This window comes from Inquilinus ginsengisoli (assembly GCF_050434925.1).
Classification (GTDB): Bacteria; Pseudomonadota; Alphaproteobacteria; order DSM-16000; family Inquilinaceae; genus Inquilinus; species Inquilinus ginsengisoli_B.
Map to the genome: position 1 here is coordinate 3,692,848 of NZ_JBNDJK010000001.1, position 15,825 is coordinate 3,708,672.

The window sequence follows — 15,825 nt, forward strand, 5'->3', positions numbered from 1 at the left end:
CCATGGATCTCGATTTCGTCCAGCGCATCCTCGGCAACCTGCTGAACGGCGTCGTCGTCACCATCATCCTGGTGGCGGCGTCGATGGTCTGCGGCAACGCCATGGCGGTGCCGGTGGCGCTGGCCCGGGTGTCACAGCACTGGTGGCTGAAGGTACCGGCCTTCCTGTTCATCCTGTGCATCCGCGGCACGCCGCTGATCGTGCAGATGTTCATGATCTATTACGGCCTGGCCCAGTTCCCGGCGGTGCGGCACAGCGTGCTGTGGCCGATCCTGCGCGAGCCGATGTGGTGCGCCGTGATCTCACTCAGCATCAGCACTGCCGCCTATTCCGGCGAGGTGCTTCGCGGCGCCATCCAGGCGGTGCCGAACGGCGAGATCGAGGCCGCGCGCTCGGTCGGGATGCGCCGCGGCCTGATGATGCGCCGGATCGTGCTCCCGATCGCCCTGCGCCAGAGCCTGCCGGTCTTCGCCAACGAGACGGTGCTGTTGCTGAAGGCCAGCGCCATCGTCTTCACCATCACCGTGCGCGACCTGATGGGCGAGGCCAACATCATCCGGGCGCAGACCTTCCGCACCTATGAGCCGCTGATCACCGCCGCCCTGATGTATCTGGTGCTGACCTGGATCATCGTCCGCGTCTTTGCGTGGCTCGAGGCGCGGCTCAGCACCCGCCGGCGGGCGATCTCGGCCGCGGCGCGCGGGCGCGTTGCGCCCGCCACGGCAACGGTGCCGCTCGACGCCCGCTGATCCCGCTTAGAGACCGTTTGGAAATGCGCTGGCGTGAGTCGGATGGCGGTGGTGTCGAGAACCGGCGCGCAGCGGACGTTTGAGTCCGTGAGCACCGGAAGCGGAGAAACCGCCGTCAGACGGCCTCGCCAGTAGCATTTCCAAACGGTCTCTTATCACCTGTACGGTGTTGCGGCGCAGGACTAGGCTTGCCTCGGGCGGACGTCCGGAAGAGGCGCCGTCCCCGCGCCACCTGGGAGATCGATCATGCGTTTGCGCAGCCTCGTCCTGGCCGCTGCCGCCACGGGCGTCCTGTTCTCCGGTCCCGCCTTTGCCGGCGCCGTGCTGGACCGGATCTTGCAGAACAAGAAGATGGTGATGTCGACGGATCCGGAATATCCGCCGCAATCCTCGCTCAATGCCAGCAATCAGTTCGAGGGGTTCGACATCGATGTCGGCACCGAGATCGCCAAGCGCCTCGGCGTCTCGATCGAATTCGTCACCCCGGGGTGGGAGACCATCGTCTCCGGCAAATGGGCCGGGCGCTGGGACGTCTCGGTTGGGTCGATGACCCCGACCAAGGCGCGGGCTGAGGTGCTCGATTTCCCGGCGATCTACTATTACACGCCGGCCGCCCTGGCGGTGCATTCGGCCAACACCACGATCAAGACCCCGGCCGACGCCTCGGGCAAAAAGATCGGCGTCGGCGCCGCCACGACCTATGAGAATTATCTGCGCGGCGACCTGGTGATCGACGCCGGCGGTGCGCCGCCGTTCCAGTTCGTGGTCAAGGACGCCAAGATCCAGTCCTACGACACGGACGTGCCGGCGCTGGACGACCTGAAGCTCGGCGACGGCACCCGGCTCGACGCGGTGGCGACGGCGCTGCCGACGATCCAGGGCGCGATCAAGAATGGCTATCCGATCAAGGTGGTGGGCTCGCCGCTGTTCTATGAGCCACTGTCGGTGGCGATCGAGAAGGGCGATCCGGAGCTGACCGCCAAGCTCGCCGAGATCGTCAAGTCGATGCATGACGACGGCACGCTGACCAAGCTGTCGATGAAATGGTACGGGGCCGACCTGACCAAGCCCGCGGCCTAGCCCCCGGCTAACAGGGTGGTCCGCCTGTTCGAGGCCCTGGCGCAGCCGCGGCTGCTGCGCGGGCTTCTGTTTCTGCTCGCCGTCGCCGTGCTGGCCGGCTTCGATTATGGCGGGCTGGTCGCGCGGCTGGCGGAGATCGTGCCGGCGCTGGCCCAGCCGGCCGGCCAGGCGGCCGGGCCCTGGCTGGTCATCGCCGTCCTGGCCGCCTTGGTGGTGGTGAACTTCTGGCTGCTGTCGCACCTGCCGTTCCGGGCCCAGGCGACGATCATCTGGGTCGAGCTGCTGGCCCTGTTCGCGGCCTTCTGCTGGAGCTTCGGGCTCAGCTATCCCTTCATGCTCGCCCGGGCGCCGATCCTGCTCGGGCTCGAGCTGCGCGACGGCTTCATCCAAGGCGCCGCACTGACCCTGTTCATCTGCGTCGTCTCGATCGCGATCTCGACCGTGATCGCGCTGGCGGCGGCCCTGGCGCGGCTGTCGGCCAGCGGCCCGGCCTTCGGCGTCGCCACCTTCTACACCTCGTTCTTCCGCGGCACGCCGCTGCTGCTGCAGACCATGCTGATCTATCTCGGCCTGCCCCAGCTCGGCCTGGTCATCGACGCCATCCCGGCCGGCATCATCGCCCTGTCGCTGTGCTACGGCGCCTACATGGCCGAGATCTTCCGCGCCGGCATCCTGGCGGTCCCGCGCGGCCAGTCCGAGGCCGCGCTGTCGCTCGGGCTGAAGCCGGCCGAGGTCACCTGGCTGGTGGTGCTGCCGCAGGCGATGCGGCTGATCATCCCGCCGACCGGCAACCAGTTCATCGCCATGCTGAAGGATTCCTCCCTGGTCTCGGTGATGGGGGTCTGGGAGATCATGTTCCTGGCCCGCACCCATGGCCGGGCCGAGTTCAAATACATGGAGATGCTGATCGTCGCCGCGCTGATCTACTGGGCGATGTCGGGGGTGTTCGAGCTGGTCCAGGCGCGGATCGAGAAGCGTTTCGGCAAAGGCGTGTCGGCCCGCTGAGTCGGATCTGGAGACGCGCGTCAGGTTATATCCAATTGGTTACAACCGGCCGCGCCATGAGGCAGCGCTTGGCCTGGACATTCCTCATTTGACATCCTTCGGCGACGATCAATAATAAGTAACCAAACGGTTATAACATGGCGGCCGAACGCCGCCGTGCCAGGGGAGGCAAACCGATGAAGGCTTTCAACCGCCGTTCGTTCCTGCAGGGCTCGATCGCCGCTGGGGCCGCGCTGTCGTTCGGCGCCGGCCGCGCCATGGCCGCGGAGACGCGGATGCGCATGACCTGGTGGGGGTCGCAGGACCGCGCCAAGCGCACCTTGGGCGTGGCCGACCTGTACAAGCAGAAGGCGCCCGACATCGCGATCGTCGGCGAACCGCTGAGCGGCGACGCCTACTGGACCAAGCTGTCGACGCAGATGGCCGGGCGCAACGTCTCGGACATCTTCCAGCTCGAGCCCAGCACCATCTCTGACTATTCGCGGCGCGGCGCCTGCATGCCGCTCGACCAGTTCATTCCCAAGCCGCTCGACGTCGAGGCGTTCGGCACCAAGATGCTCGACCTGTGCCGGGTCGACGGCAAGATCTATGGCGTCGGGCTGGGCCTGAACTCCTTCTCGATGTTCTACGACACCACGGTCTTCGCCAAGGCCGGCATCCCGGTGCCGACGCCGGAGACGACCTGGACCCAGTTCGCCGAGCTGGCGGCCGAGCTGACCAAGGCGGCCGGCAAGGACCAGCTCTGGGGCGCGCCCTACGGCGCCCGCTATCACTATGTGTTCGACATCTGGCTGCGCCAGCGCGGCAAGTCCCTGTACTCGCCGGAAGGGTCGATCGGCTTCGGCGTCGAGGACGCCAAGGAGTGGTACGCCTATTGGGAGGATCTGCGGGCGAAGAACATCTGCGTCTCGGCCGACCTGCAGACTGCGGACCAGAACATCATCGATACCAATCCGCTGACGCGCGGCAACTCGGTGATGGGCTTCACCTATTCCAACCAGTTGGTCGGCTACCAGGCGGTGATCCCGAACAAGCTCGGCATCACCATGGTGCCGGGGCTCGGCAAGGGATCCCCGTCCGGCCACTACTACCGGCCGGCACTGATCTGGAGCATCGGTTCGACCTCGAAGAACGGCGAGGCTGCGGCCGCCTTCATCGACTTCTTCGTCAACGACATCGAGGCCGGCAAGGTCCTGGGCGTCGAGCGCGGCGTGCCGATGTCGCCGAAGGTACGCGAGGCGATCCTGCCGCTGCTGAACGAGACCGAGCGGGCCACGGTCGACTACGTCAACCTGCTGGCGGACAAGGTCAGCGCCTATCCGCCGCCGGCGCCGGTCGGGTCGCAGGAATTCGACCGCGACGTGGCGCGCAAGACGGCGGACCAGCTGGCCTTCGGCCAGCTGACGATCGACGAAGCGGCGCAGCAGCTGGTGGAGCAGGGGACGGCGACGCTGCGCCCGAAGTGAGCGCATGAGGGCGGCATGACCCATCTGACGGTCCTGCCGCGTGGCCGGAAGCGGAGAGGATTGCGATGAAACGCGCCATGATCGTCTGGGGCGGCTGGGAGGGGCATGAGCCCGAACCGGGCGCCGCCTATGTCGCCGCGATGCTGCGGGGCGAAGGCTTCGAGGTCCGGGTCGAGGGCGACATCGACGCCTTCGCCGACCCGGCCGTGCGCGAGATGGACCTGATCGTGCCGTGCATCACCCGCGCCGCCATCGCCAAGGAGGCGCTGGACAACCTGCTGGCCGCGATCCAGGGCGGGGTGGGGATCGCCGGCTATCACGGCGGGCTCGCTGGCTCGTTCCGCGAGGCGGTGGCCTTCCACTTCATGGCCGGCTGCCAATGGGTGGCGCATCCCGGCGGCATCATCCCCTTCCGGGTCGAGGTCACCCGGCCGGACGACCCGATCATGGACGGGATCGGCGACTTCGACTACCGGTCGGAGCAGTACTACCTGCATGTCGACCCGATCGTGGAGGTGCTGGCCACCACCACCTTCTCGGGCGAGCACGCCCCCTGGATCGACGGCGTCACCATGCCGGTCGTGTACAAGAAGCACTACGGCGCCGGGCGGGTGTTCTACAGCGCGCTGGGCCATGTGGTGCGCGAATTCGAACACCCGCAGATGCGCGAGATCCTGCGCCGCGGCCTGCTCTGGGCGTCCCGATGACCGATACCGCCGACCGCATCCGTGCCAATCCGCTGGCCTCCCGCGCCGATGTGCAGCGCCTGCTGCGCGACCTGACCGCGCCGCTCGAAAGCGGCTTCAGCCCGGGCCGGGCGCAGATCCGCCTCGGGCTCGATTCCGCCCATTTCAACCGCAAGGCGCAGTGGTTCGAGGGCTATGCCAGGCCGCTCTGGGGCCTGGCGCCGCTGCATGCCGGCGGCGGCGGCTTCGACCTCTGGGACAAGTTCCGCGAAGGGCTGGCCAGCGGCAGCGACCCGGACCATCCGGAATATTGGGAGGCGGTGACCGACACCGACCAGCGCGCGGTCGAGATGGCGGCGCTCGGCTTCGCCCTGGCCCTGGCTCCGGACAAGCTGTGGGACCCGCTGCCGGAGGCGGCGAAGCGCCGGACCGCCGAGTGGCTGGGCGGCATCCAGTCGGTGCAGATGGCCGACAACAACTGGCACTTCTTCCCGGTCATGGCCGGGCTGGGGCTGGAGCGGGTGGGCGTCGGCATCGACACCGCCTCGCGCGAGCGGCATCTGGACCGGATCGACGCGTTCATCGGTGCCGAGGGCTGGTACGGCGACGGCGAGGGCGGCTGGATCGACCACTACAACGGCTTCGCGCTGCATTTCTACGGCCTGATCTACGCCGCCCATCGGGCGGAGCAGGACCCGGCGCGGGCGCAAGCCTACAAGGAGCGTGCGACGGCCTTTGCCCAGGGCTTCCGCCACTGGTTCGGCGCCGACGGCGCGGCGCTGGCGATCGGCCGGTCGCTGACCTACCGCTTCGCCATGGCCGGGTTCTGGGGCGCCTTGGCCTATGCCGGGGTCGAGGCGCTGCCCTGGGGCCAGATCCGCGGCCTCTGGGCCCGGCAGATCCGCTGGTGGATGCAGCAGCCGATCCTCGACGCCGCCGGCCGCCTGCCGGTCGGCTACCGCTGGCCGAACTACCTGATGAGCGAGGAGTACAACTCCCCCGGCTCGCCCTACTGGGCGTTCAAGGCCTTCCTGCCGCTGGCCCTGCCGGACAGCCATCCGTTCTGGACGGCGAAGGAGGAGGATCTCGACGCGCCGGACGGCACGGCCACGCTGCGTGGCGCCTCGATGGTGGTGCGGCGCAGCGGCGGGGACGTGGTGGCGCTGCCGGCCGGACCGGTGCGCATGGAGATGCGCGGCTCGGTCGATAAATACGGCAAGCTGGCCTATTCCTCGCGCTGGGGCTTGGCGGTGGAGGGCGACCGCTGGCTGGGACATGGCTTCTGCGGCGACAACCTCCTGGCGGTCAGCCGCGACGGGCAGGAGTTCCGCAGCCGCGGCGCGCTCACCGCCTCTCGGGTCGGCGAGGGCTGGGTCGAGACCGTCTGGCAGCCCATGGCGGGGGTCAAGGTGACGACGCTGCAGGCCTTCGCCGGCGACTGGGAGCTGCGGCTGCACCGCATTGCCGCCGACGCGCCGCTGGCGGTGATCGAGAGCGGCCACGCCGTGCCGGCGCACAGCCGCACGCGCGGCAAGCTGAAGCAGGCCTTCGACAGCCGCGAGCCGGGGCCGCAGGGCCTGACCATCGCGGTCGCCGACGGCCATGCCTCCAGCCTGGCCGATCTCGGCGGGTTGCGCCGCGCGGTCGAGGCCGATGTGGCGCCGAACACCCATCTGGTGTTCCCGCAGGCTTCGGTACCGGCCCTGGTCGGCCGGATCGGCGCGGGCGAGACGCTGCTGGTCACCCTGGTGCGGCCGACCTACGGCCTCGACCCGGCCACGCTGGCGGCATCGCTGCCCTCGGCCGACGACCTGAGCGCGATCGCCGAGGCCGCGGGTTGGAACGCCGCCATCCTCGACTGGGCGACCGTCCCTCGCCTGGAGCTTCGCAGCAAGCCGGTCGCCGAGTGGGAGTGAGCGCGGACGCGCAGGTTGGTTCGCTGCTCGCGAACCAACCTACGGCCTTTCGTCTCAGACCCTCGGCGCGGCCTGCAGGCGGCCGCCGGCCAGGGCGGTCAGGTGCAGCTCGCTCAAGGACCGCGGGTCGAACAGCAGCGCGGTCTTCTCCTCGCGGCTGAGGCCGCCGGTGGCGAGCGTGCCGGGGCCGTCGGCGGTCAGCTTGCGCCGCGCCGCCTCGACCAGCTTCGGGTCCTCGCGGCCGGCCTCGGGCGACCCGGTCAGCAGCGTCATGTGGATGGCGTTGGCCAGCGGGTCGCGGATCACCATCGCCAGCCCGTCCTCGACCGGCCGGGTGGTGGCGGAGAGCTGCTCGAACAGGGCCGTGGCCTCGACCACGATCTGCGGCTTCTGCCGCTCTTCCGGCGTTACCAGCAGGCCGAGCTTGCGGGCCCAGACGCCGGTGGAATGGCGCGAGGTGATCACCGACAGCGGGATCGACAGCAAGAGGCCGATCACCAGCGGCGACAGCCACGCCAGCATCGAGGGCGAGATCCACAGCGCCACCACGCCCAGCACGGCACCGAAGATGGTGTGGCCGCGATGCATCTGCACTGCGTCGGCCCAGGTGGTGCCGCGGTCGTCGCGCGACTGCGTGCCCCAGCCGGAATCGCGGCCGAGGAAGGCCTGCAGCACGAAGCTGGAGTGGAACAGCATCATCACCGGCGCCTGGAAGATCGAGAAGAAGGTCTCGAACAGCAGGCTCAGCAGCGCCCGGAAGGCGCCGCCATAGCCGGCCGCCAGGCGGCGGTCGAACAGCAGCAGCGTCCAGCCGAAGATCTTGGGCGCCATCAGCATCAGGAACGAGATCACCAGCAGGCGCACCGCCAACGTCTGGTCCTGCACCGGCCAGACCGGGAACAGCGCCTCGCCCTGCGGGAAATAGACCGGGATCTCCAGCTTGTGCTCAAGCGCCGTCAGCATGCCGATGCAGATGAAGATCAGCCACAGCGGCGAGGAGACGTAGCTCATCACCCCCATCGCCATGTGCTGGCGGGAGAGGGGGTGCAGGCCGCGCGCCACCAGGACGCGCAGGTGCTGCATGTTGCCCTGGCACCAGCGCCGGTCGCGCTTGGCGTGGTCGATCATCGTCGGCGGGCATTCCTCGTAGCTGCCGCCGAGCTCCGGCACCAGCCAAGCGGTCCAGCCGTTGCGCCGGATCAGCGCCGCCTCGACGAAATCATGCGACAGGATGTGGCCGCCGAAGGGCGGCCGCCCGGACAGGATCGGCAGGCCGCAGCTCTCAATGAAGGCGCGGGTGCGGATGATCGCGTTGTGGCCCCAGTAATTGCCGTCGCCGAGCTGCCAGAACGCCAGTCCGGCACCGACGATCGGCCCGTACAGGCTGCCGGCGAATTGCTGCATCCGGGCCCACAGCGTGTTGCGGTTCACCACCAGCGGCGGCGCCTGGATGATGCCGGCGCGCGGATTGGCCTGCATCAGCCGGGCCATGGTGACCAGCGTGTCGCCGGCCATCAGGCTGTCGGCGTCCAGCACCACCATGAAGTCGTAGCGGGCGCCCCAGCGGGTGCAGAAATCGGCGATGTTGCCGGCCTTCTTGGCGACGTTGTGCCGGCGCTTGCGGTAGAAGATGCGGCCGCTGCCCTCGGTGCGGCGGCACAGCGCGCTCCAGCCGATCTCCTCCGCCACCCAGACGTCCGGGTTGGTGGTGTCGCTCAGGATGAAGATGTCGAAGGCGTCGAGATGGCCGGTCCGCGCCAGGCTGTCATGGATCGCCTGCAGGTTGGCGTAGATGCCGGTCGTGTCCTCGTTGTAGACCGGCATCAGCACGGCGGTGCGGGTGCGCAGCGGCGCCACCGCTTCGGCCCCCTGCGGCCAGGCCAGGCCGGGCTGACCCCAGCGCAGCAAGAGCGTCAGGAAGCCGGGCAGGGCGGTCCAGAAGGACAGCGCGATCCAGGAGAAGTTGATGGCGAACATCACCACCAGGGCCAGCTCAAGCCCGGTGACGCCGCCGACCGACAGGAAACGATAGAGGGCGAAAGCGGCAGCCAGGGTCGACAGCGCGGTGGCGCCGAAAACAGCGAGGCGGCGCCAGCGAGCCGCGGAGGCGTAGGACGCCGCTTCGAGTCCGGTCATCGGCTAGGAGATCGCCTTTCCGTCAGGCCGGGCGCCGTTCGGCGGCCTCGGGCGACCACCAGCCGAAGATCCGCTTCAGCGGCTCGCCGGCCCAGACCGGGTCGAGCGGCTGGTCCAGCATCGGCGTCGGCTTGGCGCGCGGCACCGGCACCGGCGAGACGCGACGCAAGGCCTGCTCCATCACCTGCGGCAGCGGGTCCTCGGACAGGAAGTGCTCCGGCCAGCGACGGGCGGCGTCGGTCAGCAGATAGGCGGCGCGGCCGATGGTCAGGATCGCGTCATCCTCGCGCTCGCTGCGGTTCAGCACCACGGCGAACCAGTCGGCGGTGCGCCGGCGGGCGTGGTCCAGCAAAGCGGGGGCCGGCATCGCCGACGGATCGACGTCGCAGAACGCCGTCTCGATGGCGCCGGACAGCGCGGCCGGATCAGTGAAGCCCAGGCCCTGGAAGAAGGCGATGACGTCGTCTGGCATGTTGATGTTGACCGGGGTGTGCAACCCGACCTGGGACATGGGACGATTCCGATGTGTCGTCAAGGCGTCCATTGGAAACTCCATGTTTCGGTCAAGGCATCGCTGCCCTGCCGTAAGAAGCACCGAAGCTCGGCGGGATCGTCGCCGGCAGGTTTCAGATCGAAGAACGCCCGCCAGCCGCCGAGTTCCGGATTCCGCTGCGCCACGGGGAACTGGATCTCCCCGGCAGAAGCCGTGACTACGGCCTCCAATGTCGCGTCTGGCGGCAGAGAGTCAAGCGCGCCGCCCCGGAAGTCGATCACGAACTTGCGGGTATCGCTGGACTTGCTGTCGCCGCCGGACACGCCACCGGCGCCGGTGCGGGTCGATACCACGGTGCCGCGGTCACTGGCGACGGGGGGGTTCATGCCCCAGTGCAGCCGGTAGGACAGCTTCCATTCCTGGCCGGTGTCGACCGGCTGCTTCGGCACCCAAAAGGCGACGATGTTGTCGTGGATCTCGGCGTCGGTCGGGATCTCGACCAACTGCACCACGCCCGGGCCCCAGCCGCTCAGCGGCTCGACCCACAGGCTGGGGCGGCGCTCATACATCGCCTCCAGATCCTGATAGCTGCTGTAGGAGCGCTGGCGCTGCATCAGCCCGAAGCCGCGCGGATTTTCGTCCATGAACGAGCTGATCAGCAGCCGCGACGGGTTGCGCAGCGGCCGCCACATCCATTCGCCGGCTCCGCTCCACATCGACAGGCCGTCGCTGTCATGCACCTCCGGCCGGAAGTCGTCGAACGTCCGGTGCTCCTGCGGGCCGTACAGGAACATGCTGGTCAGTGGCGCGATGCCGAACTTCTCGATGGCGTGGCGCGGATACAGCGTCGCCTCGACGTCGACCGTGGTGATCTCGCCCGGCTTGATCAGGAAGCTGTAGGCGCCGGTCACGCCGGGACTGTCGAGCAGGGCATAGAGCCGGATCTGCTTGGCGTCCGGCGCCGGGGTCTCGACCCAGAACTGGCGGAAGACCGGGAACTCCTCGCCGCGGGTCGATCCGGTGTCGATCGCCAGGCCGCGGGCGGACAGGCCGTAGATGTTCTTGCGGCCCAGGCAGCGGAAATAGCTGGCGGCCAGGAACACGGCGATCTCGTCCAGGAACTCCGGCCGGTTGATCGCATAGTGCAGCCGGAAGCCGGCGAAGCCGAGATGGTCGGACGGGGTGTCGGGGAACTTGTTGCCGCCCAGGTCGAACAGGTCCTGGCGGTACAGGATCTCGCGCGCCTGGTAGCCGTCGACCTGGAAGATGTGGACCGGCTTGTCCAACAGCGCGCCGAGATGGAAGAACTGCATCTGGAACGGCAGGTTCTCCGGCCGCCACAGCGCCTGCTCGGGCAGGAAGCGGATCGCCCGATGCTGGTCGTAGCTCAACTGGGTGATCTCGGCCGGCAGGTTTTCGTCCGGCGGCACGAACGGAGCCTGCGACACGGTCTTGGCCCGGTCGATCAGCCAGGTCATGCTGAACGGCGTGGTCTCGCCCAGGCTGGGGGCGGCGAGGGCAGACCGGACGGACGCGAATAGCGACGACGCCGCCAGCGCGGTCGTGCCCATCAAGATCTGGCGTCTGCTCAGCCCCACATCACCACCGGATTTTGCACTGCAACATGATGGCACAATCGATCGCGATTGTGGCGGTTCCTGGACAACATCATCACACGTGACAGCCGCTGCGCCGTGCGCGGCCCAAACCCCCACAACCCAATTCCCGGCCACAGCGCTTCTGCCGGCGCCGTCTGCAGGGATCGTCCGATCAACGCTATCTTCGTGATTTTGTTCCGATGTTACCCTAGCCGCTTCGGTTGCAGCGCAAAAGCCGGCCAACCCAGGCGCAGCGACAGACACAGCTCTGCATTTTCACAGATTGACACGTGCAATTGGCCCGCCTTCACGGGGAGAAGGATCTGGCGAACGCATCCCGGAACGTCGCCATCAGCGCCACCGGTCCGGTTTGGGGGGGATAGAGCCCGTCGACGAAGCCCCAGTCGCGGAACCGCGCCACCAGGTCCGGGTCGCGGCTGAAGACATGCACCGGCACGTCGCGCGGCGTGCCCGGGCCGGTCACGATCGGCGCCGGCTGGTGGTCGCCCAGTACGACCATCAGCGTATGGTCGCCCATGATCCGGGCGGCGTAGTCCAGCACCGAGCGAAGCGAATAGGCCATGGACCGGCCGTACTGGTCGCGGATCCGGTCCGGGTCGCTCCACACCTCCTCCGGCGTGCCGCCGGTGGCCGGCAGGGTCCGGTACAGGCTGCCGTCGCCGATCGTGCCCCAGTCGTCGACCAGGGTCGGCACCGGGGTCCAGGGCGCGTGGCTGGACACCAGCACGACCTCGCTGAACAGCGGCTTCGGCTGCTGCTGCCGCCAGCGGTCATAGGCGGCCAGCGTGTACTGGTCCGGCATCGTCACCCAGCCGAAGGGCGGGCCGGCATAGCCGAGATCGTCGGCGAACAGCGTCTGGTCGAAGCCGAAGAAGCGTTTCGCCTCGGGTTCCTTGCCGGTGATCGCCGGGGCGATCAGCCCGGTGTGGTAGCCGGCCTTGGCGAACAGGCGGGGCAGGGTCATGCGCTTGCCGGTGACCAGCAGGTCGTAGCGCATCTGGTCGTCGATCTGCATGCCGCTGGCCAGCGTCGCATGGGCCAGCCAGGACTGGCCGCCGCGGGTCGGCGAGGCCAGCCAGCCGGAGGCGGTATAGACCCCGGCGGCGGCCAGCTTCGGCGCCATCTCGGCCAGCGCCGCCTTGGGCAGGGCGTCGAAGCGGGGGTCCTCCAGCGCGCTGCGGCCGTAGGATTCGAGGAAGACGACGGTGACGTCGGCGCCGCCCAGCCCGCCCAGCGGTGCCCTGGACACCCCGCCGACCAGCGGGTCCACCGCCTCCTCGGCCCGGAATCGGCCCGCCATGAACAGGGCCGGGATCAGGCGGTTGACCTGGTCGGCGACCATGAAGCTGGCGGTATCGTTCACCGGGCGGGCGTCGCCATAGGCGCCCGGCACGGCCTGGCCGATGGCGAAGACCAGAATGGCCAGCGCCGCCAGGAGGCCGGCGACGCCGCGCCGGGCGGCAGAGGCGGACAGGGCCTGCTGCAGCAGGCGCACGGACCGGGCCGTGGCCCGCCAGATGCACCAGCCGGCGACGATCACCCCCAGGGTGATGCCGATCAGGCCGACGGCGCCGAGAACCCCGTTCGCGAGATGCATGCCGTTGACCAGCAGCAGCCGGTCGACATAGAGGCTGACCGGCCGGCCGAAGGAGACCTGGATGACGAGGTCGGCCAGCTTGATCGCGGCGACCAGCAGGCCGAGCCCGCCGAGCACGGTGGCAAAGGCGCGCGACCGCCGCAGCGGCGGCACCAGCACCAGGGCGGCGACCACGATCGCCAGCTCGATCGGGATCGAGGCGAGGCCGTAGACCTGCCAGCCATCCGGGGCCGACGGCACGCCCAGCAGCAGCACCAGCCAAAGCAGTGCCGCGGCCATGCGCAGCCCCTCGAGCAGGGGCGTGAATCGGCTGCGGGGACGGGGCAGGGCGGTGTCGCTGGCGGTCATGGCGGCGACGATGGCACAGCTTCCTCTGGCAATCGGATGAATTCTCCGCAATCTCCGAATACACCCTGGTGCCGGATCGGTATCGGCGCGATAACCGGATCGAGATTTGACCGTGCGATGCCCGACGACAGACCCGCCGCCCCGACCGCAGAGACCATCCGGCTCGCCACGTCAGATGACGTGCCGCGGCTGCTGGAGATCGAGTCCCGTGCCTTCGACCATGACCGCCTGAGCCGGCGCAGCTTCCTGCATTTCCTGACCCGCGGCCACGCCGTCTGCCTGGTGGCGGAGGCGGGGAGCCAACTGCTCGGCTACGCCCTGGTGCTGCTGCGCCGGACCACGGCCCTGGCGCGGCTATACTCGCTGGCGGTCGACCCGGCGGTACGCGGCCGCGGCCTCGGCGCCCGGCTGCTGGAGGCGGCGGAACGGGCGGCGCATGACGAGGGCGCGCTGTTCCTGCGGCTCGAGGTGCGGCCGGACAACGCGAAGGCGATCGCGCTCTATGAGTCGCGCGGCTACCGCCATTTCGGGCGCTATCTCGACTTCTACGAGGACCATGCCGACGCGCTGCGCTTCGAGAAGCGGCTGGGCACCTCCAGCCCATCGCAGGGCGACCAGCCGCAGATCGACCTGCATGTGCCCTATTACGCCCAGACCACCAACTTCACCTGCGGCGCGGCGACGCTGTTGATGGCGCTGAAGGCGCTGGACCCGGAGACGGAGCTGAGCCGGGCGCGCGAGCTGCGGCTGTGGCGCGAGGCGACGACGATCTACATGACCTCGGGCCATGGCGGCTGCGACCCCTACGGCATGGCGCTGGCGGCGCATGACCGCGGCCTGCGGGCCCGGATCTTCGTCAGCGACGATTCGATCCTGTTCCTCGACGGCGTGCGCAGCCCCGACAAGAAGGCGGTGATGACGGTGGTGCAGGAGGATTTCCGCACCCGCTGCGCCCGCCGCCGCATCGAGGTCGAGCACCGTGCCCTCGGATTGCCCGAAATGTGCGCCCTGATCGGCGAAGGCGCGATCCCGATCGTGCTGATCAGCTTGTTCCGGGGCTATGGCGAAAAAAATCCGCACTGGGTGGTCGCAAACGGCTTCGACGAGCGTTTCATCTATGTGCACGACCCCTGGGTCGCCGTGACGGAGATGGAGAGCGCGTCGACCAAGGCGAACCTCCCGATCCCGCGCCGGGAATTCGAGCGTATGGCCCGCTACGGCCGCACCCAACTGAGGGCCGCGGTCGTGCTCAGCAGGAAGGCCCAATGAGCGGTTGGATCATCGTCGTCGACCGCATCGGCGACTTCAAGGGCGACCCGGACGGCCGCCAGCTCATCACCACCCGGGACTACATCGGCCGGCCGCAGGCGATCAAGGGAGGGGACGCGAAGGTCATCAACCTGTCGCGCTCCACCGCCTATATGACGCGGGGCTACTACGTCTCGCTGCTGGCCGAGGCCCGCGCCCACCGGGTCATTCCGATGGTCGAGACCATCCTCGATCTCGGCCAGAAGACGCTCTACAAGATCGCCCTGCCGGACCTGGAGGACGACCTCAACCGCCGGATCAAGCGGGTGTCGCCGCCGCCGGGCGGCCCATTCAAGCTGATCATCAGCTTCGGCCGGGCCGATGACGACCGGTTCCAGGATTTCGGCCGCCGGGTGTTCGACTGGTTCCGCGCGCCGATCCTCGAGGTCAAGGTCCGCTTCACCGACCGCTTCCGCATCGCCTCGATCGCAGAATTGTCGATCTCGGACATCGAGGGCGAGACCGAGGCCTTCTTCTACGAGACGCTCGACCTGTACACGCGCCAGAGCTGGCGCAACCCGAAGGAGAACAAGCCGGCGAAATACACCCTCGCCGTGCTGTTCAACCCGAAGGAGGAGTTCGCGCCATCGACCCAGCGCTCGCTCCTGAAGCTCGCCCGCGTGGCCGAGACCATGGACATGGAAGTCGAGCTGATCGAGAAGAAGGACCTGCTGCGCCTGGCCGAATACGACGCCTTGTTCATCCGCGAGACCACGGCGATCGACAACCACACCTTCCGCTTCGCCCGCCGGGCGGAGCAGGAGGGCATGCCGGTGATCGATGATTCCACCTCGATCCTGCGCTGCACCAACAAGGTCTATCTCTACGAGCTCCTGTCCGCGAACAAGATCCCGACGCCGAAGACCGTGGTGGTCGACAGCCTGAAGAACATCGAGCGGGTGGAGGAGGAGTTCGCTTATCCGATCGTGCTGAAGATCCCGGACGGGTCCTTCAGCCGCGGCGTGTTCAAGGCCAATGACCGGCGCGAGCTGGAGCAGATGGCCGAGCAACTGCTGGACGATTCCGACGTCATCCTGGCGCAGGAGTTCATGCCGACCGACCATGACTGGCGGGTCGGCGTGCTGGATGGCGAGCCGCTGTTCGTCTGCCAGTACATGATGGCGAAGAAGCACTGGCAGATCGTCCGCCACTCCGCCGACGGCAAGGTCGGCTGGGGCAACTTCAAGACCTTCGGGCTCGACGAGGTGCCGCCGGAGGTGCTGGACGTTGCGGTGCGCGCGGCCAAGCTGATCGGCGACGGGCTCTACGGCGTCGACCTGAAACAGACCGAGAAGGGCGTGTTCGTGATCGAGATCAACGACAACCCCAATCTCGACCATGGCTGCGAGGATCTGGTCGCCAAGGACGACTTGTGGCGGCGGCTCTGCCGCTGGTTCATCGACCGCATCGACGCCGGCTGAT

General features: G+C 68.4%; 12 protein-coding genes. 8 read left to right on the forward strand and 4 right to left on the reverse strand.

Going from position 1 to position 15,825, the window contains the following annotated elements; genetic code table 11:
- Positions 1-2: 2 nt before the first annotated feature.
- The 6 genes from QFZ27_RS17605 (at position 3) to QFZ27_RS17630 (ending at position 6,902) form a co-directional block, all read left to right on the forward strand.
- Positions 3-749: an ABC transporter permease gene (locus QFZ27_RS17605; protein WP_429227680.1), complete on the forward strand. Its 747-nt coding sequence runs from the start codon at positions 3-5 to the stop codon at positions 747-749.
- A 246-nt stretch (positions 750-995) separates the two neighbouring features.
- Entirely contained in the window at positions 996-1,829 is an 834-nt protein-coding gene (locus QFZ27_RS17610) for a transporter substrate-binding domain-containing protein (RefSeq protein WP_429227681.1), read from the forward strand.
- A 15-nt stretch (positions 1,830-1,844) separates the two neighbouring features.
- Positions 1,845-2,834 carry an amino acid ABC transporter permease gene (locus QFZ27_RS17615; protein ID WP_429227682.1) on the forward strand — a complete coding sequence of 330 codons (990 nt, stop codon included), beginning with the start codon at positions 1,845-1,847 and terminating at the stop codon, positions 2,832-2,834.
- A gap of 176 nt (positions 2,835-3,010) precedes the next feature.
- Positions 3,011-4,300: an ABC transporter substrate-binding protein gene (locus tag QFZ27_RS17620; RefSeq protein ID WP_429227683.1), complete on the forward strand. Its 1,290-nt coding sequence runs from the start codon at positions 3,011-3,013 to the stop codon at positions 4,298-4,300.
- A 65-nt stretch (positions 4,301-4,365) separates the two neighbouring features.
- Positions 4,366-5,007: a ThuA domain-containing protein gene (locus tag QFZ27_RS17625; protein WP_429227684.1), complete on the forward strand. Its 642-nt coding sequence runs from the start codon at positions 4,366-4,368 to the stop codon at positions 5,005-5,007.
- Positions 5,004-6,902, forward strand: coding sequence for a DUF2264 domain-containing protein (locus tag QFZ27_RS17630; RefSeq protein ID WP_429227685.1), 1,899 nt, complete (start codon positions 5,004-5,006; stop codon positions 6,900-6,902). The genes QFZ27_RS17625 and QFZ27_RS17630 overlap by 4 nt, the downstream gene beginning before the upstream one ends.
- A gap of 54 nt (positions 6,903-6,956) precedes the next feature.
- On the opposite strand, the gene mdoH is transcribed toward QFZ27_RS17630, so the two are convergent.
- The 4 genes from mdoH to QFZ27_RS17650 form a co-directional block, all read right to left on the reverse strand.
- Positions 6,957-9,038 (reverse strand): glucans biosynthesis glucosyltransferase MdoH, encoded by a 2,082-nt coding sequence (gene mdoH / locus QFZ27_RS17635; protein ID WP_429227686.1) that lies wholly within the window; start codon positions 9,036-9,038, stop codon positions 6,957-6,959.
- 22 nt (positions 9,039-9,060) lie between these two features.
- Positions 9,061-9,549, reverse strand: coding sequence for a hypothetical protein (locus QFZ27_RS17640; RefSeq protein ID WP_429227687.1), 489 nt, complete (start codon positions 9,547-9,549; stop codon positions 9,061-9,063).
- A gap of 20 nt (positions 9,550-9,569) precedes the next feature.
- The gene (locus tag QFZ27_RS17645; RefSeq protein WP_429227688.1) at positions 9,570-11,102 is read right to left on the reverse strand and encodes an OpgD/OpgG family glucan biosynthesis protein; all 1,533 of its coding nucleotides are present in this window, start codon (positions 11,100-11,102) and stop codon (positions 9,570-9,572) included.
- Between the two features lie 334 nt (positions 11,103-11,436).
- Entirely contained in the window at positions 11,437-13,095 is a 1,659-nt protein-coding gene (locus QFZ27_RS17650; RefSeq protein WP_429227689.1) for a sulfatase-like hydrolase/transferase, read from the reverse strand.
- A 117-nt stretch (positions 13,096-13,212) separates the two neighbouring features.
- Between QFZ27_RS17650 and QFZ27_RS17655 the strand changes: the two genes are divergently transcribed.
- On the forward strand, positions 13,213-14,364 hold the full coding sequence (locus tag QFZ27_RS17655; RefSeq protein WP_429227690.1) for a peptidase C39 family protein: 1,152 nt from the start codon (positions 13,213-13,215) through the stop codon (positions 14,362-14,364).
- Complete coding sequence (locus QFZ27_RS17660) at positions 14,361-15,824, forward strand: RimK family ATP-grasp domain-containing protein (protein ID WP_429227691.1); 1,464 nt, start codon at positions 14,361-14,363, stop codon at positions 15,822-15,824. Before QFZ27_RS17655 ends, QFZ27_RS17660 begins: the two co-directional genes overlap by 4 nt.
- The last annotated feature ends 1 nt before the right edge of the window (position 15,825 follow it).